We start from the raw sequence: 22,992 nt of genomic DNA on the forward strand, positions 1-22,992 counted from the left end.
GAGATTGCACTCACTTTTTTCACTTCTCTATTTTATTGCGATCGCATTCCTCTTTAAAAACTGTCCGGAGTATTGATAAAAATACAACCGAGGATTTAAATTCAACCACAAGTAACGACACAGAAAATATAGAAGCTTATTTCATGGACCAACAAGAGAAACAATATGTTGAATTTATTTCACTAATTAGCAATCCAGAAAAACTAAACCTTACAAATTTGACCCAAAATCCTTTTACTATGAAATTATCTACTTGCGAAGAAATTGCGGTCGCCAAAATTAAACAAACTAATTTTGAAGTCATAGATAAAATAATTGAAATTATCCAAACTAATAAAGATAGCATATTGTGCTATATGTGTATTGAAATATTACTCAAAATTGAAACATTATTAAAACAATCGATTGTTGAAAAATTAGTAAACTTAATTGTCAATTTAAAAGACCCTGGAATTCAATGTTCTGTTGCCACAGGATTAAAAGAAATTACTCACAAAGCACAACTAAAAAGGTTAGTTTTTGGTCTAAAGGATTATGTAGAAGATGCAGTTGCTAAGTCAGACCCTTATTTATATATAATTGCTTATTCAGTGCTGTGGCATTGTGCTAATCACTTGAGTTATACGGAATTTTATGACGCTTGTTGTGTTCAACAATCCTGTACTGACTTAGAGGCATTTGAAAACATCTCTATTGCTAACTCTTCTACTCCTCAACTCCTCCTCAACAAAGTTGAGCAATCTTCAGTTCTTCAGTCTGCGGTTTCCCATAATGAAGAACTAGATCGAGCAGTACAACTGATTTGTATTGATGGTAGCGAATTTAACCCTCTAGATAATCCTGCCACTGATATCTATATCCAAATGGTAGAGCAAGGTTGTCCAGAACGACAAGAAGGAACACCCACAACTATGCCACTGCTCAAAGCCTATTGGCGACTGAATTTGAGAAACCTAGAAAAACGAGTTGCTTTGGTGTTCTACAACTCTAAAATCGATCGCGAATTCACCGAACCTTTTCTAACTGCACTGAGTGCTTTTGGAGGCACGATCGCAATCATCACCGATCGACCATGCGACAATGTAAAACGCATTTCTCCTAACCATCCGAATCTCATCGATGCAGTTTTGAAATGGCTGCATCGATCGATTTTGGAGGCTTGAATTTTGATTTTGGCAGAAGGCGATCGCTTTTTCACCAACTCAGGCGCGATCGCACTCACTCCCCCAAATCCAACTCGATCGAAACATTTCTTCATCTTTCTCTGAATTAAGAGAATCGTCCGCTAAAACAGAGTAGGAGAATTTCCGCTACGATCGAGAGTAGATAGGCTAGCACCAGATAAAATAAAGTAAAAATTCCATCCCCACTACCCGTTGAGATGGCTGCGATCTCTCGGTTCAAAAGTGGAGATTTTGCTACCTTGGCATTTTCGGGGGGAAATGGCTACAGAAATTCAAAATACTTGGAATTTATACAAATAGAAAGACAGAAATCGACGACAGCCGATCGATCTATTGTGGAAAACTTGCCGATTTCTGTGGAAAACCCCCCTTTTCCTGTGGAAAACAGCAACTAAATTAAGTGCGATCGCTCTAACCCGATTGATAGGATTTAAAAAATTAGAGGAATTGCGGTAAGTAAAAATACTTTCCCGATTCTTCAATTAATCCGTGTATCCGTGTCAAAATCACTGGTTGTGCCTTCATTCTTCAGAATCGTAGCTAATTTGGTCGGATTTGTAAGCCGGCGGCTCAACGTGAATTAAGATGCGTACAGGGCTGAAACGTTCTTCCAAACGGGCTTCTACTTCTTCTGTAATCCGGTGAGCTGTTTCTACATCGACAGCATCGACAATCATGTGCATCTCAATAAATACTTGACGCCCTACCACGCCACGGGAGGCGATCGAGTGACAGTTGACAACCCCCGGTACATCGATCGCGATCGCGTGAATAACTTCCGGTGCGATCGCCATTTCATCCACCAACCAAGGCAGATTTTCCCTTAAAACCTTCCAACCGCTGCTAAATACCAAAACAGCCACAGGAAAAGACAAAAACACATCCAGGAATTGCAGTTGAGGTATATTCCAAACCTGCCCTTGCCAAACACCAATCAACCCGCCGATGACCATAATTGTTACCCAAACATCGCTCATCGTGTGCTGAGCGTCAGCCACTAAAATCGCGCTACCGAGACGTTGGCCAACTCTGCGCTCGTAAAAGGTGACAAAAATATTAATCCCCAGTACAATCAGCAAAATCCACAGTTCATTTGGGGATATTTTGACAACTTTACCCCCGTTAATCAGCCTTTCGACAGCACCGCTGAGAATTTCAAAACAGGCAATTCCCAGAAAAGCAGCAATTCCCAGAGCTCCGAGAGCATCAAATTTTTGGTGTCCGTAGGGATGATCGCGATCGGGCTGCGGATTGGCATAATGATTAGTTACCAATCCTAAAATATTATTAGCGCTGTCCGTGACGCTGTGCAAAGCATCTGCCAGCAAACTGAGGGAACCAGTCAGCCATCCCACGGCTGCTTTAATTGCCATCACCAGCAAATTTAGTAATAAAGTAATTATTAAAACCTTGCGGACTTCGGAACGGTTATCGGCCACCATAAAATCTCCTCGATCGGCCGTCAAGTTTTCTGGCTTCTAGTTTAAAGCTTATCAAGTCATAACAGGTTAAAACTATTGCTGAATCTAGCTTGCGACTAGATTTATCTTCATTAATTTAGCCTAGCTTCTTGAGACAAATTTTAATTAATAGCAGTTTTGCCGCCCAATTTAGCTGGCAGGTACTTCTTTTAGGTTATTGTATATTTTATCATTAACAATTGTATGTTAAATTTCATTGCCCATGTCTCTTTCTCCGCTGACACTGAATTTAGTCGAAGGTTCTGTCTCCTTTAGCTTTTCCCCGCAAGCCGCGCGGGATTTGCAAAGCGAAATTGCAGCTTTGATGGAAAGCTTGAAAGCTGTAGCAGCCAAAACCGCTGGCGCTAAAGCTTCTCCCCAAAAACCGATGGAATATCGGTATGCAGGAGATGTATTTTTGGAAGTTTTCTGCAACCCGAATATCTGGCCAACTCCTTTTGCTGCGAAAGTGCTGATTACGGTTAGGGACGATCGCGTGCGCGTGACCACCGAAGCCGAACTCAGCCGCCTGCGCGACGATCTCGCTCAGTATATCGAACAAGTCGGTTAGAGATTTTCAACCTGAAACCAGCCCGTTTATTAAGGTTAAATTCCCCTGATAATGATTGGGTTTGGTTCTCAGTAGAGTGCGTCAGGTAGACGCACCCTACTACTTTCCGGATGCCACCCTACCTGGAGAACCATTTTTCTTTGAGCCACTGCCGAAAATCCCATTGACCACTGGCTTTGAGCCTTGACTTGTCACCAATGCTTTCCCTCATATATGTTATGCCAGAACGAGGCACAAATGTAGACATTTTAATATCTGGCAATAAAATTTCCCGACCATCATTGTAGACTATTTTTACTTTAAAGCGATGGTAAGAAGACTTGTCCATGCCTATTTTAATATTGAAACGATCTGTCTTTCCAGGCTTTAAGGAATGAGAGATTGAGACGTGGCGTTTATAGTTTTCCCCTGCGACCTGGAATTTAGTCCCATATTGGTAGGTTGGTCGTAGAGGTGCTCCAGGTACAGGTTCAGCATTAGGTGCCCAAACTATGGTTGAAAATTTGACGATTGTTTTTTGTATTAAACCATAAATATTGCATCCTTTGAATTCAAGCTCACCGCGAACATACGCTGCTCCAGAAGTAATTGATGCATGGCGGAAAGCTTCAGCAATGTTGACGTTAAAACTTTCTAAAAAGCTTCCTACACAAACCTCATAAGGGTAAGGTTCTGTGAAATTCACTTCGCCCATACCTTGCTGCATAGGAGTTTGATGAAACCTAGCTTTTAAATCTTTTACATCAGGATCTATGAAATTCACTCTGCCCATACCTCGAGGTATAGGAGTTAGATGAAACCTAGCCTTTAAATCTTTTACCTCACCCCATCCCTCATTAACTATCCAAAAGTGTAATGCGTTCATATGATAAGAGTCACACTTAATGATTGGTACTGGAGACGGATCTAGCCAGCTCTTTTCAATTTCAAAAATAGCTTCTGTGAGAAAAATAGTTTGAGAACTGTTATTAAGTACCTTAAAGTCTAGATTTGGAAAGTCCCAGTTGAAGGGACAATAAGTATAAGAAATTGGTTCTATTTCATCTCCATTCTCAATTTTTGAGAGGTATTCCATTGACTTCTTGATCAGAATACCTTTTTTAAATCTTTCAACCTGATAATGCAGTGATGTATCACTTCCGTAAAAACTTTGATACAAACTTTGATCTTCAGTCATTACTGATATATCAACAATTACTTTATTTGATAAATTTCTTTTTTCGTCTGATTTAACAGTATCAAATTGTTCTACATTTTTAGATGCAGAAAATTTTATAAAGAATAATTGAGCAAGATCAACACCCTCCTTGGCTAAAAGTTTAGGAGTATCCTCTTCACTAATATCTTCTAATAGCAAAGCAGTTATTCCCTGATTGAAGGACTCCTGAACAGAACGACCAAAACCCAAAGCGCGGTAGAATGAAGCTGCAAAGGTAATAGCAGCAGTATCACCAATTGCAGTATTCATTCCAATAGTGCAATCAATGACTTCGGTTATTGCTTTTGCCTGTAACTCTGAGTAACAGGCATTTAAGATAACAGCACGAATATTATCTTTAAGCGTTGAAAATAGTGCTTTTAACGCTTTTATGCCAACAGCTTTAGGTCTTCCGTTCTTGTCAACTAATATGATTTCCCCTTGTTGGCTTCCATGTCCGCTGAAATGTACAATGTCCGGTTTATGCTCATTAAACAGTTGAAGTAAGTCGTCAGGTTGTACTGCCCAAGCTGAGAGTAATTTTAATGAGTCACGATGCTGTGAAGCACGTATTTTTTGGGTAATATATCGAATTTCTTGATCCAGCTTTAGCTGAGTAGAGCTTACAGGATTAGATGCCAAGAATAATATCTTAATTTCGTTCATTATTGATTTACCCTCACTTGAGCTAGTTTATAGAATATTCCGCAACGATTGTGCAAACTGCTATATTGTTGGGCTTCGGATTCCTTAGCTTTAGTTGTTATTGAATTTTCTTGTGGGGTGGGTTTCTAGCCTGCCCGTGGAAGGATTACTGACAAAGGATAGCTATCTGCCGGCGAAGCCGACCATTCCCACATTGAACCTGCATAATTCTTACCACAAAATCCCACATTTGTCAATACACAAGTCAACCATGCAGAGCGAATTCCCCCGGAGCAATAACTCACAATTTGAGTTGACTGCGAAACTCCTTTTTGCTGCAACATAGCGACAATTTCCCCGCGATCCAGCAGTTGTCCCTGTTTGTCCATTAACTGTTTGTAATAGAGGTGAACCGCACCGGGAATGTGGCCGCCCCGCTTTTCTCCGTAAGGCGTTTTACCTGCATATTCTCGCGGCTCTCTCGCGTCAATAATGACTAAATTCTCATCTCCTAAAATAGCTTTCAATTCATCCCGCTGAATTTCCCAACTCGATCGGCGAGATATTACAAAATCTCCTGTTTGCGGTGGATTGTTTGCAGCTTGTACTCGATTAATTCCAGCTTTGATTAAAGCCCTATATCCTCCATCGACAAAAACTGCTTTTTCGTGTCCCAAAGTCCGCAACATCCAAACAATTCGCCCGTCTTCGCCCCACCCTTTCACCGAATCGGCAACGACTATGACAGGTTTGTCTTGATAAATGCCACTTGCTTGCAGTTTTTGAGTTAAAACTGTGTTATTTTCGATAATTTTTCCCTTGTGGGGAAAGTCGGAACGCGAAAATTCCTGCCAAGTTACGGGAATAGCTGGTGGGAGACGGCAACACCACTTTAAAATGGGTGCGCGAGCATCTAGTAAAGTAGCTTCTTGTTCCAGCAATTGCTTAGCTAAATCTGCATTTACTATCCAGTTATTTGCTAAATTACCCAGTAAATTCGACATAACTTATTGAGTAACTTGGGCTGTATTAGCACCGCAGGCTAAAACCCCTTTGGTATTAGTTGGATTAGCTGGTTTAGTCTTGCCAGGAGCAGCATTTATACACAAGATTGTTTGGGTCTTGTTTTCCACCAAAAAGACTCCCCCCACAAAACTTTTGAGATTAGCTTGCTTCGATACTCCGTAGTTAAATACAGCACCTTTTTTCACCATGCCGATCGAGTAGCTGTAATTGGCTGAGTTAGGTTTAACTTGGAGACCGAGATAAACCAATAGATTGGAAACAGAACTTGTGAAGCCTGCTTTTTCAGCATAGTAAACTTGCTGAGCTTTATTCATCGAACCCACAAACTTTTTCGCTTGTGATTCCTTAGCTTTAAGCGTTTGTGACACTTGAGCTTCCGAGACAGGACTGAAAACAACTGGCAGAGTTAGAGCTGCGATCGCAACTTTGAGCTGCCAGTTGCGGCTGCTATAAATCCTGCTTAATTTCACAGACACCCGGTGGAATGAGCAGTTGAGGAACATATAATTAAACTAATTGTTTTGCCTGAAACTGTTTCAACGCCCCAGGAGCAACCGTGCCGTGTTCTGTGATTATTCCTGAGATCAACTCCGCCGGAGTTACGTCAAAAGCCGGATTGTAAAATTCGACTCCCACAGGACAAATCCGCGTAGTTCCAACTTGATACATTTCAACTGGATCGCGTTCTTCAATGGGGATTTTGCTGCCGTCGGAAAGTTCAAAATCAATGGTAGATAGAGGCGCAGCGACAAAGAAGGGAACGTTGTGAGCTTTGGCAACAATTGCTAAACTGTAAGTGCCAATTTTATTGGCAGCGTCGCCGTTAGCAGCGATTCTGTCTGCACCGACAACTACTGCGTGAATCATGCCGAGTTTCATGCAGTGAGCGGCCATATTGTCTGCTATTAATGTGACGGGAATTCCTTCTTGCACGCATTCCCAAGTGGTGAGTTTTGCACCTTGGAGACGGGGCCGAGTTTCGTCTGCAAAAACTCTTCCGAGTCTTCCTTCTCGCCAAGCAGAACGAAATACACCTAAAGCAGTACCGTAGCCGGCAGTTGCTAATGCACCTGCATTGCAGTGAGTTAGTAAGTTTAGTTTTTCGGGTGTAGCTGGCAGAACTTCTAAACCTTTGTCCCCGATATCTTTACAAGTTTGCAAGTCTTCTGCTTGAATGGTTTTAGCCATTTCTAACAAAGTTTTTTGCACTTGTTCGACAGAACCGCTAGTTCTCTCGGCAGTTTTGAGCATTCGCGATATTGCCCAAAACAAATTAACCGCAGTGGGACGAGTCGATCGCAATAACTCGCCAACTTGTTCTAATTTAGCGAGAAATTCGGTACGATCGCCCGTTTCGATTTCTCGCGCCCCCAAATACATCCCGTAGGCTGCTGCTACCCCGATCGCCGGAGCACCTCGGACTATCATAGTTTTAATCGCCTCAGCCATATCTTCGCAGCGGCTAATTTCGACTACAGCGTATTCTTTCGGCAGTCGGTTTTGGTCAATTAGCAGAACTCGGTCTTCGATCCAAGTGACGGGGGAAACAGGGGAGTTTTGAGCGGTCATCTATTTCAATTATGTGAGGGACAAGTTTCTATGATGCCATGAAGGCGACTATTCCTCTATGTTATGAGGGACACGCTGAATTTGCCAAAATCCCAGCCCTGCGTTTTGAGATTCGAGACTGGAGATTTGAGATTGAAGAATAGCTGGATACTTACCACTCTGTGGGTTTGGAATTTGCGTAGATTTGGATTCTTTTTCACAAAAGTGTACTTAGTAAAAAACCGAACATTAAGTTGTGTAAATTATACTTACGTTTTTTGAAAAATTTCCGTAATCGGGAACAAGCTAGCTGTACCTGGGGTCTGGTTTTTTTAAGTTGAGAATGAAAAAGTGCGATCGAGCAACTTTCCAGCTCCAACAGATTTACAAGAAGCACAAAAATAGATAATTGTAAAGCTTTGTCTGTACAACTTTTACTGAGTTGAAGGCGGGTTTTGTGGTAGCCATATTTGTGGTGGATTGAAGTAGCGATTATCATCGCACGGAAACAACATTTTGAAAACCTACTTAGGTGCATGGGGGAACAGTAATTATGAAAAACCTACACATAGTCTTCGTAGATTCAGCAGTTGAAGATTGGCTAAGTCTGGCGGTTGGTGTTAAAGCGGGGATGGAGGTAATTTTAGTCGATCGCACGCGGGACGGCATCGAACAAATTGCCGAAGCACTGCAGAATCGCCAAGGTATAGAAAGCGTTCACATTATTTCTCACGGGGAATCGGGAAGTTTGCAGCTAGGGCAAAATATCCTGAATTCCGACAATTTAGAAACATATCGCGACTGTTTGAAACAGTGGTTTTCGTCATCTGTCAACTCAATTAAAAATCGGTTTGAAATTCTGCTATACGGATGTAACGTAGCAGCCGGTGAAAAAGGAGAGGCTTTTGTACAAAAGCTGAGCAAGTTAACAAAAGCTAATATTGCTGCGTCTTCAGATATTACGGGCAGCGCCCAAAAAGGCGGAAACTGGGTACTTGAATATGCTACTGGAGCGATTAAAACAGCATTGGCGATCGAGCCGGAGGTAATGGCAAATTACGGGCATACCTTGGCGATATTCACTGTTACTAATACCAACGATGCTGGGCCGGGTTCGCTGCGACAAGCGATTACGGATGCGAATGCAGCGGCCGCACCGCCGCACAATATTAACTTTGCCATTGGTACAGGCTTGCAGACGATCGCGCCCCTCTCGATCTTGCCACCTATTACCGCTCCCGTAATCATCAACGGTACCTCGCAGACTGGATTTGCAGGCATCCCACTTATCCAGCTATCTGGCAACAATACCGTTGGAAACGGTCTGATCCTTGCTGCTGGTAGCGGTGGCAGCACGGTGCGGGGATTAATAATCAATGGCTTCACCACCGCAGGCATCTCCGTTGAAAGTAATGGGAACACTGTATCTGGCAATTACATCGGTCTGGATGCCACGGGCACTCTGGCCAGGCCCAACGGCGTATTTGGCCTCGTCATTCAGTCCGGTGCGACCGGTAACATAATTGGCGGGCTTAACCCGGGCGATCGCAATGTCATTTCCGGCAATACTACTTTCGGTGTCATCATTGCTGGCGGAAGCAACTCTGTACTGGGCAACTTCATCGGCACTAATGCAGCGGGCACGGCTGCAGTAGCCAACATCGGTGCCGGAGTAGTTATCCAAGAGGCAGCTAACAATATAGTTGGGGGCAGCACGGCAGCGGCCCGCAATATTATTTCCGGTAACGGTACTGGGACAGTTATTTCTGGCACGGCAGCCATCAACAACCAACTCCTAGGCAACTATATAGGTACAGATGTCAGCGGTAACAATGCAGTTGCAAATAGTGTGGGCGTAGCTCTCCAGGGAAGCGCAAACAGTAATAGGATTGGCAGTAGTGTAACGGGTGCTGGCAACGTCATTTCCGGTAATGCTAACAGCGGAATCAGCATTGTTGACAATAGCAGCAGCAACGCTGTCCAAGCCAATTTCATCGGCCTCAATGCCGCTGGAACAGCCTTGAGCAACGGTGCAGGTGTCGTCATAGACAATGGGATCAACAATACGATCGGTGGCAATACAGCAGCGGTTCGGAACATTATTTCTGGCAATGTTGGCAGTGGCATCAGCATCTCGGGTGTCGGTGCCACAGGGAACAGTGTGCGGGGCAATTTCATCGGCACCAATACCGCAGGTACGGCAGCCATCGCCAACGCCGGTTTTGGCGTTGCCATCACTGCCAATGCCACCAACAATACAATTGGCGGGGACTCGACGGCAGGCGAGCGCAACGTCATTTCTGGCAATAGCAGTAGCGGTGTCATCATTAATGCCGGAGCTACAGGTAACTTTGTGCGGGGAAACTTCATCGGCGTCGGAACCGACGGCACTACCGCAGTGGCGAATAGCGCTCCTGGGGTATTGGTTGACTCTTCCAATAATGCGATCGGCGGCACAGCACCGGGCGTGGGGAATACTATAGCCAATAACGCTATAGCTGGGGTCACAGTTAATTCTGGTACCGGAAATAGCATCCAAAACAACTCAATCTTCGCCAACCTTGGCTTAGGTATCGACCTCGGCAACAACGGCATCACCGCCAACGATGCTGGTGACGCCGACATCGGTGCAAACAACCTCCAAAACACCCCCGTACTCACCACTGCTACCGCCAGCGCTGGCAGCGTCACCGTTGCGGGAACTTACAACAGCACCCCCAATACCAACTTCACCCTCCAAATTTTCGCCAACACTCCCCCCAGCACCCAAGGCCAAACCTTCATCGCTTCTATCCCGGTAACTACTGACGCCACGGGCAACGCTGCTTTTAATCAAACTTTCCCAGCAGCAGTCACCGCAGGCCAATTAATCACCGCGACAGCAACCGACGCCGCCGGCAACACCTCGGAATTTTCCGCACAGCCTGTTCCCGTTGTCGTACCGCTGAGTACCATCACCGGCATCAAATTTAACGACATTGACGGCAATGGTACGCAAGCAGCCGGAGAACTTGGCGTCGCCGGAGTTACAGTGTTCCTCGACACAAACGGTGACGGCATCCTCGGTGCCGGAGAAACTTCCGCAACGACTGGGGCCAATGGCAGCTTTACTTTCCCCAACTTGCCCGCAGGCACTTACAATGTCCGGGAAGTTGTACCGCCTGGAAGCCAAACAACTACGGCTAACCCGGTTGCAGTGATTTTGACAGCCGGTCAAACTACTCCTGCTACCGTTAATTTTGGCAACCAAGCAATACCAGTACCACTGAGTACCATCACGGGCCTCAAATTTAACGACATTGACGGCAACGGCACTCAAGCTGCCGGAGAACTTGGTGTTCCCGGAGTTACAGTTTTCCTAGACACAAACGGTGACGGCATCCTCGATGCCGGCGAAACTTCCGCAACTACCGATGCTAACGGCGGCTTCACTTTCGGCAACTTGCCTGCGGGCACTTACAACGTTCGGGAAGTTGTGCCAGTTGGCAGTCGGCAAACTACTCAAAACCCGCCAGTGATTCTGACAGCAGGTCAAACTACTCCTGCTACCGTTAATTTCGGCAACCAAACAATACCCACCGTACTGGGCAGCATTACTGGTATAAAATTCAACGACATTGACGGCAACGGCACTCAAGCAGCCGGAGAAATTGGCGTTCCCGGAGTTACAGTTTTCCTCGACACAAACGGTGACGGCATTCTCAGTGCCGGCGAAACTTCCGCAACTACCGCCGCTGACGGCAGTTTCACTTTCGGCAACTTGCCTGCGGGCACTTACAACGTTCGGGAAGTTGTGCCAGTTGGCAGTCGGCAAACTACTCAAAACCCGCCCCCAGTGATTTTGACAGCAGGTCAAACTACTCCTGCTACCGTTAATTTCGGCAACCAAACAATACCCACTGTACTAGGCAGCATCACCGGAATTACATTTAACGACATTGATGGCAACGGCACTCAAACAGCCGGAGAACTTGGTGTTTCCGGATTTAGGATTTTCCTTGACACCAATAACAACAACAATCTAGATACAAATGAAACTTCCGTTAACACCGGGGCTGAGGGCAGTTTCACTTTCCCCAACTTGCCTGCAGGTACTTACAGCGTCCAGGAACTTGTACCGGCGGACATTGCGCCAACTACTCCAAACCCGGTTTCGGTGACTCTGGCAGCAGGTCAAACTACTCCTGCTACAGTTAATTTTGGCAATCGATCCACGTTTCCTCCCCCTCCAACTCCAACTCCGACTCCGCCTCCAACTCCGACTCCGACTCCGCCTCTGCCTCCGACTCCCGTCCCACAAAGCAGCATCAGCGGTCTTAAATTCAACGACGGCAATGGCAACGGTACTCAGGATGCGGAGGAAACTGGTCTTTCGGGATGGCAAATTTTCCTGGACGCTAACGGGAACAACTCTTTAGATGATGGCGAAACTACTGTTACCACTGACAATTCTGGTAATTACAGCTTCAACAACCTCAATCCCGGCACATACAATGTGCGGGAAGTCCAGCAGACTGGCTGGACGCAAACTACTGCTAATCCGGCGGCGGTTAATCTGGGTAGTGGCGAAAGTCAATCGAACGTTAATTTTGGCAATTTCCAAAATATTAGTATCTCCGGCAGCAAGTTTAATGACCTCAATAACAATGGGGTTTTGGATGCTCAAGAACCGCTATTGCCGAACTGGCAAATCTTCCTTGATGCTAACAGCAATGACTCTTTAGATGCTGGAGAAGTTAACACTTCAACTGATAGTTTTGGCGGCTACAGTTTCGCCAATTTAGGCCCGGGAACTTATCGAGTTCGGGAAGTCAATCAACCTGGTTGGACGCAAAATACTGCCAATCCTGCTGATATTATTGCTGTCAGCGGCACTAATGTTAGCAATATTAACTTTGGCAATTCCTTGGCCCAAGTCCAACCAACACCAACACCAACACCACCACCGCAAGAAGGACAAGATGTTGACTGCATTTGTTCGCAAATTGTTTTACCCAGCCTTAGCAGTATTCGCGGTCCAAATGCTGTCACTAATAGCCGCAACGGTACTAACGGTAATGACACTATTTTCGGCACGAATAACGGTGACGAAATAAATGGTTTTGACGGCGATGATTTGTTGGCAGGATTGCGGGGCAATGATAATGTTTACGGGGGACTTAACAGTGCTTTCCCGGTTGGCCCAGATATAGACAGGGACTTGCTGTTTGGCAATGAGGGTAATGATTACCTCAATGGGGTTGCTGGAGATGATTTAATCTTTGCGGGCAAGAACGAGGATGTTGTTTACGGCGGCAAAGATGACGACATTATTTTCGGCGACCAAGAAAGCGATACTTTAATTGGCGACCAGGGTAACGATACTATCTACGGGGGAACTATTAACCCCTTCGACCCGGATTTGACTGGCAACGATTTGGTGTTCGGTTTTGCCGGCGATGACTTCCTCAGCGGGGAGAAAAATCAAGATACGATCGCAGGTGGTGATGGTAATGATACAGTGCGTGCCGGCAAGGGCGATGACTTAGTTTTCGGCGAATTGGGCAGCAACCTGCTATTTGGCGATGAAGGCAGTGATACTATCTGTGCCGGCGACGGGGAAGATACAGTGTACGGGGATATTGGTAGCCCCCTCCCCATTGGTTCTACTGGCGGAAAAGACCAAATATGCGGCGGTTTGGGCAACGATTTGTTGTTTGGCAATGAAGGTCAGGATACCGTTAACGGGGAGACTGGGAACGATACTCTTTACGGCGGTAAGGATGAGGATAGTTTGCTCGGCAGTGCTGGGGACGATTTCTTGTTTGGAGATCAAGGGAATGATACTTTGATTGGAGGCACCGGGAACGATCGATTTATCTTGGGTCTTGACCTCGGCAGCGAGACTATTTTAGACTTTCAATACGGCCTCGATTCGATCGGCTTAATTGGTGGTCTGGATTTCTCCCAACTGAGCATTGTTGCGGAGAATAGTTCGACTCTCATCCGAGTTAGTGGTTCCGGGCAACTTTTGGCAACTCTCAGCAATGTGCCTGCAAGCGTGATTACTGCCACAGATTTTGCACTCCTTTAGTGCGATCGAGCTAATTAATTAGGTGAGAATATTGTAGGGACGATGGATTAATAGACGGTTGGCCAATCAAAAAAGGGTGAAACCAAACATTTTACAGCAGATTCCACGTTATTTGTGAAGTACACCCCTGATCCATGAATCCCCGTAGGGAAAAGGCATTGCCTTTTCCCTACTATTTTATGAGCCTAGAATACGCTGTACAATCATGGCAAATAAACTCTGATGAGCCAGAAGTAATATCATTTTCGGTTACACAGCGCCGTGTCCTACCTGGGGAGCATCTCACTTTTGCACCCCAGGGAGAAATTGGAGTGTTGAGGCAGGAGACGGGAGGCTCTCTGCCCCCCTAAGTCACCACAACCTGCTCTACCTCGTTTCAGACCCCAATCAGCCCAAACCCGCCTTCCTCGCGCATCACCTGCTGCTTGATGAGCAAATTACCTGCTTTCTATTGGGAGAAAAAAGACCAAATAGAAAATAGCTTGCCCCATATACCCTACGGGTGGCCATGCACTACTTTGAGAAATCGTTTTTCTCTCTAAAATTTTGCGGCAGCCCTTACCAAAGCATCACTGAGGCTTCACCACCAGAAAAGTTAGAGTATAAGCGGATTCTCAGCACATACCGCCGACCTTGATAAAGCCGAACATTGATTTGTGCATTCAAGTCTGTGCCACTGTCGTCGTCACCCGCAACATATTTGAGATCACCACTCTGATCCTCGAAAAGAACCATAACTGTATCTAGTTTTCCGAAGGTTCCAATTGTATAGGTTCGGGTAGCAGAGGGTTTGATCACAAAGTTTTTCTGTTCAGCAGGCGCGAGGGACAGAATCTCGGAATGGAAGGGTTTAAGTTCTGTATAACTCGAGTCATCAAGCGGGGGATAGAATAATCGTACCTGCAACACATCCTGCTCGGAAAGTCCGCCAGCAGGGTTTAATCCGTTCTGATACTCCACAGGTTTCTCAATGAGTCCCGCTGCAAAAGCGTAATGCATGATTGAGTTGGGGTCCCACTTTGACCCCTCCACTTCTCCTACTGCAAGCTTTTCAAGCACATTATAAAAAGTTGTATCTCGGTCCCAATTGTTAGGAGGGGCACCGAAATATTTATAAACGGCTTCTTCGTCCCATACGATACCTGCAAACGGGTTTTGGTGCTCGTGAGGGAAACCTAAGGCGTGACCTATCTCGTGAACAGGGACATCTACCCCACGGGGATCAGCCCGAAGATCCCAGCCGAAGTTCATGGTTCGCTCGCCTTGCTTAGGAATATCGATCGCATCGCGGCCAAGATATGACCAGGCTCCATCTCCTTGCACAAAGCCGATTCGTATCTCTGCCTCGCTGATGTTCCGAACCTCCTCAAACTTGATACCAATCCCTACCTTCTTCCACACCTCAAACCCCTGCCGCACAATCTCCTTCTGTTCATTCCCGCCTGAATTGGGACCACTCTCAAAAAAGTAATAACGTAATTTTGTACCGTTAACCCACTTCTTCCCGATTAACCGTATTAGACGAGCACGCTCCGGCGACACGCTGGGATCGAAAGTGCGTGGAGGAACCTTTGGCAAAGCACAAAAATGTTGTGCTTCTTTACCTGATTCTGCGCCACCTGAGCCAACTTTGATTCCGAGCTTAGCTTCAATTTGTTCGAGGCGTTTTAGTAATTGCTCAAGTTGATAAGAGTCGATTTGTGAAAGTTTAGTCATGACAAATTCCTCCAAAGTGAATACCTAGGGACTTTAAGTCCAAAGAACCAGCTATTTTGAGAATGTTTGTGTTCATCTACCTGAATCAAGTGAGAGCACAGTAGATTCAGGAAAGAGAAACTGCAACCCTGTCAACAATGACCTAGATAAATGCGAGCTTTCGAGCTTGTGTCAACTGAATAAAATCCTTGTGAAAGCCAGATTTTTTGTTATAATGATGAGTCTGGACGGAGAGGTTTCCTACCCTCAATATCCCATGAGGAGATCGCGCTCGCACTTTACAGAGAACTCGTGTTCCCCATTCTAGTTTCAAGCTTTACACTGTCAACGATCGATAGTCAGGACTGTTTTTATATCCTAGTCTGAAACCGTTGATTTTCCGTTGGGATATCGATTGTGCAATCGCCCTGAAACCCCTATTCTACAGTTGCCAATCACACACTATCCGAATTATTGATAGGAAGAATTGACAACAGCCTGCTAGAGCTTGCTGCATAGCCTTTATAGGCTAGCAAATAAAACTGTGTTAGTGGGGGTCGTCGGTTCAAATCCCGCCGCTTCGATCAACAAAACCCGCCTAACGAAGAGGGTTTTGTAGGTTTTGTAAATATTTTCACTCTTTGGCAATGATTAAACAATCACTCTCAACTTTAGACAGCATATCTGGAAAGGCTGATGTGTAGTTGCCATCTTTGTCTACAACCCTGCGGAGTATATATCCGCTCTCAGCAGGTTTGCCGAAAAACGAGTTTGTGCGATACCAGATATCTCCATTCGGAGTATTCGGATCTCGATCAATCAAAAAATCTACCAGCCACGGCGGCACAGACCATCCAAACACTATCGGCGTGATGTGTCCGTGCTGCAAAGTTGCATCAGAGAATCGGAACAAGTAGCTGAAGCGAGAAAATTTGACTAAATAAATTAACATCCGTCCCGCCATTGATGAATGAAATGTCCAGATAACAGGGTCAAAAACACGCAGCAATAACGTCCGTTCCTCAGCATTCCAGTCTGAACTGTACATCGTCAGACAATCGTCTGGTAAAACATTCCCGTCCATAAAAAAGATACCTTGCAGGACTTCGGGTAACTCCGCTGGATGTTCTACTTTCATCCAATTCGCGATGTCTTTTAGTTGCTTTTGTTCGATTAACATGATATTATTTATCCTCAAAATAGTTGTGTTTTGGTTTCCTATTAGATACCCCCTTGATTTCTGAGTCGATCGCTCAAGAGTTTGTGTGGCGTGCGGTTTCAACTCACATCTTGCATCATTGCCAATAAGTTATTCCAGGGCGGGCGGGACACCCCACAATAAACTTGATGTCTTGTCGGGTGGGCCGAAAAGCCTGTTAAGCGAGAATGGTGCAATATCTCAGTCTCAACCGCTGTCCGATCGAGCTTTTGGATTGATTACCGCCGCAAGTTGGGCTCAGAGCTTCGCCGCACTTTGCCTACCGTACTCACGACATCCACCAGCATCTTGAGTGCGATGTCTTTACCGGGGCAAATCCGTCCCGCACTCCGATCGCCCACGGAATGAAAGCCCATATGAAAAGGGCAAAGATTCTCCCGCTTAGGGTTGAATTCGTATACCGTAGAGCCCCAGAAACTCTCGTCTAGCAGCCCCAGACTGAGCGGTATCAGTACCTTGGTTCCGGCGGGGAAAGTGCGCTCTTTGCCTGCTACGGTTGCGGTGAAGGGCTCTGTCGCCACTCGGTGCGTGGCGCTGACGGGGGCCCAGAGGCGGGCGCATTCCAGGAGGAAGAGCTCGATCGACTGGCGATCGTCCAAATCGAGCTGATCCCAAAAATCAGTCGGGTTAATTTCGGCCGTCTGCTGTCCTTTATAGGCGGGGAGAGGGCGGTATCCCATTGCCGTGTAGCCTAGGTGCAGGGGGCCTTGCAGTCCCGCTATCCCCATAATCGATGTCATCAGCTTTGCCAATTCCCGCTTAGTCATGCCATTGTTTTCCGAGATCTCCTCGAAGTCGGCTAAGGCTGGGGAATTTTCATAGATAGTCGCTGCACGCTCGATTAGAGTGGACAAATCCCCGTGTCCAAACAGGTTCAGGCTTTGCAGCAGGTTGCCGATGACGGCGAAGTAGTGCAGCGGGCTTTGGCGGGTGTAATGCAATTCGGTGAGAAGTTCGATCGACTCTAAATCATCTGGATTAATCCCAAAGATGACGTAGTGCAGATATCGGACTAAAAATCCCATCCAACCACGCTTGACATCGGTAAAAAACGCTCCCCCCGCACCGTGCGACATCTCGGCATAATCTGCGGCTAGCCGATCGAGCAACCGTCCGGCGATTTCGTCTCCCTGGCGATCCGTTGTCGCACTGTTGAAGAGATATTTCTGCATACAGCTTCGGAATGCTGCGTGGTTGCTGCTACCATCAGTCTCGCGATCGGACAAAGACAGCAGGAAAAGGTTCCTACCGCCGACATCTTGGTTGGGGGCGCGATCGGGATCGAGTACAGAAGTACCAAGCCGCCATCCGCGCGCCTGGGGCGATGTGAGTGCTTTTTCCAGGGTGTCAAACTCTCCCATCACGACTTGCCCCGCGCAGCAAAAGTTTGCTCCGAAAGCCAGCCGTTTCATCTGCAAATAGGTGGGTTCGTTGGCAATCAAACCCTCAATCAGGGCGATCGGGGGTAACATCGTTTTGCTGAGACTTTCTTCCGGGTTTTGCAAAGCCCAAACCTGAAACTCGTTCAGGGCCGGGTTCATCAGCGATGAGAAAATAGTATCTAAATTTAGGTTCATCATAATTCCTCCGAGAATCCCTCGCCATAACCCGCTTTGCATTTAGCAGCAAGAGGGTATTGAGCGGCCATTGAGCGGGTATTGAATCCCACTTAATTGCCCAAATCAGTAAGTATAACTATAGCCATCTTTATTTGTGAACACAGTGGCAACATAGATATAGTTTTACTGAATATGTCTGCGCTCCAGTCTAGCCTTTTCCCGGAGATTGAGTGGAATTTTTAACGATTGCTGGTAAGTAGATCTACTTTCTGTATCTAAAGTATTAGCCCCCATCTCTGAGAGTCGCACATAAACCGTAGTTATGTGCGACTACTTGCTATTAAATTTAGCCAAAATCGGTGGCATTAATTAGACTGGACGACACCCCATTCAGAGCGGCTAAAATTTCTCCGGTTGCTGACAAACGGATGAAAGTTGTACTGTTTTCTTGAGTAAGTGACAGTTGCAAGAAAGTAAGATTGTTGCCTAGAGAAAGCAAATCTTTTCCGTCTTCAAAATCCAAGATAATATCGATACCCGAATTGCTAGAGAGCAAGAAGCGATCGCTCCCATTCCCTCCGATCAAAGTGTCATCTCCATCTTCACCGAATAGGAAGTCGTCGCCTTCACCGCCAATAATAGTATCATTTCCCTTGCCTCCGCGCAAAGTATCATTGCCAGTGCTACCCTCTAGCATATCGTCACCTCGGTTGCCAAAGATAATATCGCCACCATCGCTACCTGTAATGGTATCAATTCCCTTGCCGCCGTAAAGGGTATCGTCGTCAAAACCGCCATTAATTAAGTCATTGCCTTGATTGGCATTAATCCAGTCATTGCCGTTAAAACCAAATATCAAATCATTTCCCTTTTTACCACTTAAAACGTCATCGCTGGTGTCGCCGCCTAGAGTATCGTCACCATCAGTACCGATTTTTTGATTAGGAGAATTGTTGACTAATTCTATGCCGCTGTCGGGGAAAGGTTCAGCAGCAGTGAAGTCACTGTTTATACTCTTGCGAATTGTCGGGTTATTGACGCTTGCCGATTGAATTTGTGTGTCTAAGGATGTGCCTGTATTTTCTGCGATCGCCTCCTGAATTGTCTTATTTCCGGCTGCGACTTGCTGCAAGTCTTTAGCGACTTCACCTTGTTCTACCTGTTGAACTTGGGCTATTTTAGTAGCTGCATCTGAGAGTGGGAGGTTGCTAGATGCGATCGCCCGTACCCGCTGATTCCCTTCCGCTATAATTTTAGCAACTTCCGGCGCAATATCGGACGCTTTTTGTGCTTGCAGTTGAGTTGCAGCAGACTGAACGATGGTTTGTAATTGTGCGGGATTGGTTAAATCGACAGCCCCGGATTGAATTTGATTGGCAAGGATGGAAATAATGCGATCGGCAATATCGGTTTTAGAGTTAGCCGAAATCCCGCTAATTAAAATTGTCGTCTGAACAACAGCGTTTTGTACCTGAATGTGTGCTGCATAAACCGTCAAACCGTTCGGATCGTTTTGAGTAATTGCCTGTAGCGGATCGTAGCCAGTCAAATCAATTGTTGACGGTACTCCAAATGCTGCTTTAACTTTAGTCTCTGCTTCATTAGGATTGATACCTTGTGCAACCATCTTCTGCATCAGAGTAGTTAAAGGCGTCACAACAGTAGCATCAGGTGTTGCTGTTAGTGGCGTTGGCTGCGGCAAATAAGTGGCGGTATTAATACCGTCAGCAACTACAAGTCTGCCTTCATCTGGATCGAGTTCGCCGCTGTTATTTTTGTCGAAATTAGGGAGAGAGACATCTAAATTAAAGCTGCCATCCACGTTAGTAATAGTGAACGGTTCTTTTTCATCTTGAATGCCGTTGAAGTTACCATCAAAGAAGACTTTTGCTCCAGTTAGGTAACTGTTAACACCGCTACCGCTCTTCCTTGAACTTTCTCCAGTGCCAAATTTGGCCAACTCAAATGTGGCAAAATCTTTTTTCCAAACTGTTTGTTTCCCTTCCCAAAACTCCCAAGGGACTATAGCTTTAAACTCCAGCCCTAAAAAAGCATTAACTTGACCTGATATATCAAAAAGTTCCCAGGGTTTACTAATGCGGGAGCCAATTTCGGATCCTCTGATTTTACCGTCGCTTTTGCCGTTATTTTCTCCAATATCTACTAAATCAATGCCTATGCTTCCTTGTATTCCAGCCGTTCCATAAAGGCTGGCAACTACTGCATTTACTCCGACACCTGCTTTAATACCAGCATTGATTTTAAGTTCATCAACATCCGCACCAGTACCATCGGGATTTGCGCGATCGCTCACGTAAAAACCATCTAAAACTTTGTAGGCTGATGACGCATCGAATTCATCGTCTTTCCATTCTTTTAATCCGTAAGTATCGTAGCCAAATGCGAGGTGTGCTGACGCATTAAAGTTGCCTTCGATTAACCCTGAGATCGGCCCAAATATAGGAAACTCTTTGCTAAAATTGAAGTCTATCCCTAGGGGAGGCATATCGTAGGTAAAAAGGACAACATCTGGTTTTCCTAAAAGAAGTTGAATGGCTGTTTCTGGCTTGGTTAAAATTGGTAAGTCTATGCCGGGAACCCTCTTGAATTGATTGACAAATTCTTTTTTATTTCCCGCTGTTTTAGAATTGATTTGTTGAGAAATATTAGGAACATAATTTGTCAGTCTCGGTGTTTTGTTTTTGAGGCTAGAGTTGGGCTTGGCAACATTAATATTGCCTAAACTGTAGGAACCTAAATCGATGGCAATATTTTTTGAAGAGTTTGACAGGCTATTTGCCAATTGCGATATCTCGTCGATTTTGATAACTGCATTTAAGAAGTCAGTAGCAACATTACCAGTCGATAATTTAGTTGCCAGTTCCAAGATCGAAACTTTGCCATCTCCATTGTTATCGAAGGGGCCAGCAACGCCAAGTTCTGACAGTAACTTAGTGTCTGTATTTAGGAAATCGATAACTGGTCTAAACGGGTCGATAATATCAGAAACAGTGGTGAGTATTGGTTTCGCCAAGTTAGTGATAAAGGTTCCTAAGTCGAGTTTTATGTTGTTAAATTCGACTGTCGGGTTAGGCAATCCGCCAAAGGGATTGTCGGTGGTTGGCGAACCTATATTTCCCTGATTATTTGATGGCAAGAATGAAGATAAATTTGAACTCGCGCCTGTGCTTGAATTTGAGGAACCTAGCGATTGATTTAACCCTGAAACCGCTGAAAATTTCGTGCTGGATAAAAGTGATGAATTGAAATTTGATAGACTCGATGTAGTTGAGGGGGAAGTTGAGGGTGGCTGCGAATTATTTAATTGACCGTTCCTATAATTAATCAGTGGCCAATTGACTGCTAAATCAAAATCAAAAGATGGAAAAGCAGCATTGCCGTTGATGCTAGTTTTGCCGTGCAAGCCGAGATTGGCATTACTCGTTAAGCTAGATTGAAATAAGTCTTCTAACTGATAACTGCCGTCTAACTCAGACAAAGTTAAACGATTGCCATCATCAGTACCGCCCACGTTGTCTAAGTCATTTAACTTGACTTCAAAGTTGGCATCAAGTTGAGTTGGGTTTTCAGGATCGTTGGTAAATTCAGCTTGTAAAAAAGCGAGGTTGGCTTGAGCTTTGAATTTCTCAGGAAGTGCTAACTTTAAGTTAGCGTTTAATTTAGTATTGTCAGTATCGATGTAGCAGCCAAAATCTTTGTTGTAACCGACACCAATAGATAACTCATAGTCAAAAGCCGATTGTTGAGTTGGCTTTAAAATTCCAGCTAAAACTGGCGAAATCAAACTCTGAGAAGGAAAGTTCGCACTAAACTGAGATACATTACTACTACTACTATCTGTAACCGGTGCTAATGTGGCTGAATTGCTGATATTGGAATTGAGGCTTGATGCTTCTAAATCATTAGATAAATTGGCAAAGCGAGAGAGATTTGCAGTCGGTGCGAAGGCGACAACTTGATTCCAGGGCTTAGGAGAGTTTTCGACTTTCAAGCCTAGTGCGGGCAACCCTAAATCTTCTGAAAACGTAATATTGTCGAGCTGATATTTTTTGCCAATTTTAATGACTAAGTTACTGTCATTTGGATTTAAACTACTCTCGACTTTAACATCGAATGCCGACCCAACAACCTCCTGAATGCTATTTTCTAGCTGACTAGGCGTGAAATCTGTTGCATTTTTAACGGTATTGACTAGACTATTTTTGAAATTGCTAATAAAATTCGGAGAAATGTCGCTTAGTCGTCCTAAGATTGGCAGTTTGAACGCATTCAGTTGGTCGTTAACAATGTTTTCCAGTTTGTCTAATCCTTTTTCCAAACCGCACCAAAGGGTTTCGTTATCGGTATTTGTAACGGCGATATCTGCTGCGTTTAAGCCGGAGTATTTACTGTCATTGCTGACAGCAGGGCTGGTAACAAGGGTGTAAGCTTTATTCCCGTCAGCAACACTGTCGTCAACACCTGTTACCGTTACTGTTTGTGAAGCATTCCAGTTAGCAGAATTGAAAGTAAGCGATGCCGGTGAAACTGTTCCTTCTGTTGCATTGGAACTTTCTAAATCTATTTTGACATCAGCAGTAGGTTGGCTGTTGAGTTTGACATTAAAGGTTGCTTTTCCTCCGGATTCAGTAGTAGTTAATTCTGTTGTTGGGTTAATAGTAATACCAACAGGTGTCGCCGATGTCGGCGCTGGGGTTACAGGAGTTGGTGTCGGTAACGCAGGAGTTGGTGTCGTTAGTGCAGGAGTTGGTGTCGTTAGTGCAGGAGTTGGTGTCGTTAGTGCAGGAGTTGGT

The 22,992-nt window shown here is 45.2% G+C and carries 13 protein-coding genes; 4 read left to right on the forward strand and 9 right to left on the reverse strand.

What is annotated here, in order from left to right; genetic code table 11:
* Both QUA07_RS12880 and QUA07_RS12885 read left to right on the forward strand, forming a co-directional pair.
* On the forward strand, positions 1–1,163 hold a 1,163-nt coding region (locus QUA07_RS12880), incomplete at its 5' end, for an NACHT C-terminal alpha/beta 1 domain-containing protein (RefSeq protein WP_333325655.1).
* A 218-nt stretch (positions 1,164–1,381) separates the two neighbouring features.
* Complete coding sequence (locus QUA07_RS12885) at positions 1,382–1,579, forward strand: hypothetical protein (protein WP_333325658.1); 198 nt, start codon at positions 1,382–1,384, stop codon at positions 1,577–1,579.
* Positions 1,580–1,705: 126 nt separating this feature from the next.
* On the opposite strand, the gene QUA07_RS12890 is transcribed toward QUA07_RS12885, so the two are convergent.
* Positions 1,706–2,626 carry a cation diffusion facilitator family transporter gene (locus QUA07_RS12890; protein WP_333325661.1) on the reverse strand — a complete coding sequence of 307 codons (921 nt, stop codon included), beginning with the start codon at positions 2,624–2,626 and terminating at the stop codon, positions 1,706–1,708.
* Positions 2,627–2,867: 241 nt separating this feature from the next.
* Here QUA07_RS12890 and QUA07_RS12895 point away from each other — a divergent pair, with 241 nt between their 5' ends.
* Positions 2,868–3,215 (forward strand): hypothetical protein, encoded by a 348-nt coding sequence (locus tag QUA07_RS12895; RefSeq protein ID WP_015174783.1) that lies wholly within the window; start codon positions 2,868–2,870, stop codon positions 3,213–3,215.
* A gap of 118 nt (positions 3,216–3,333) precedes the next feature.
* On the opposite strand, the gene QUA07_RS12900 is transcribed toward QUA07_RS12895, so the two are convergent.
* The 4 genes from QUA07_RS12900 to mtnA all read right to left on the reverse strand — a co-directional run bounded on the left by QUA07_RS12900 (position 3,334) and on the right by mtnA (position 7,653).
* On the reverse strand, positions 3,334–5,079 hold the full coding sequence (locus QUA07_RS12900) for a CHAT domain-containing protein (protein WP_333325663.1): 1,746 nt from the start codon (positions 5,077–5,079) through the stop codon (positions 3,334–3,336).
* Positions 5,080–5,204: 125 nt separating this feature from the next.
* On the reverse strand, positions 5,205–6,062 hold the full coding sequence (locus QUA07_RS12905; protein WP_333325666.1) for a rhodanese-like domain-containing protein: 858 nt from the start codon (positions 6,060–6,062) through the stop codon (positions 5,205–5,207).
* Between the two features lie 3 nt (positions 6,063–6,065).
* Complete coding sequence (locus QUA07_RS12910) at positions 6,066–6,554, reverse strand: type IV pilin-like G/H family protein (protein WP_333325669.1); 489 nt, start codon at positions 6,552–6,554, stop codon at positions 6,066–6,068.
* Positions 6,555–6,591: 37 nt separating this feature from the next.
* The gene (gene mtnA / locus QUA07_RS12915) at positions 6,592–7,653 is read right to left on the reverse strand and encodes an S-methyl-5-thioribose-1-phosphate isomerase (protein WP_333325672.1); all 1,062 of its coding nucleotides are present in this window, start codon (positions 7,651–7,653) and stop codon (positions 6,592–6,594) included.
* Positions 7,654–8,185: 532 nt separating this feature from the next.
* Here mtnA and QUA07_RS12920 point away from each other — a divergent pair.
* On the forward strand, positions 8,186–13,705 hold the full coding sequence (locus QUA07_RS12920) for an SdrD B-like domain-containing protein (protein ID WP_333325674.1): 5,520 nt from the start codon (positions 8,186–8,188) through the stop codon (positions 13,703–13,705).
* A gap of 558 nt (positions 13,706–14,263) precedes the next feature.
* Here QUA07_RS12920 and QUA07_RS12925 read toward each other — a convergent pair.
* The 4 genes from QUA07_RS12925 to QUA07_RS12940 form a co-directional block, all read right to left on the reverse strand.
* Entirely contained in the window at positions 14,264–15,421 is a 1,158-nt protein-coding gene (locus tag QUA07_RS12925) for a matrixin family metalloprotease (RefSeq protein ID WP_333325678.1), read from the reverse strand.
* Positions 15,422–16,034: 613 nt separating this feature from the next.
* Positions 16,035–16,580: a hypothetical protein gene (locus QUA07_RS12930; RefSeq protein ID WP_333082808.1), complete on the reverse strand. Its 546-nt coding sequence runs from the start codon at positions 16,578–16,580 to the stop codon at positions 16,035–16,037.
* Positions 16,581–16,837: 257 nt separating this feature from the next.
* A complete protein-coding gene (locus QUA07_RS12935) occupies positions 16,838–18,199 on the reverse strand; it encodes a cytochrome 450 (protein WP_333325681.1) in 1,362 nt (453 codons plus the stop codon).
* A 325-nt stretch (positions 18,200–18,524) separates the two neighbouring features.
* Positions 18,525–22,992: calcium-binding protein (locus QUA07_RS12940; protein ID WP_333325684.1), on the reverse strand; the 4,468-nt coding region annotated here is incomplete at its 5' end.

The organism is Microcoleus sp. T3_A4, from assembly GCF_036700465.1.
GTDB lineage: Bacteria > Cyanobacteriota > Cyanobacteriia > Cyanobacteriales > Microcoleaceae > Microcoleus.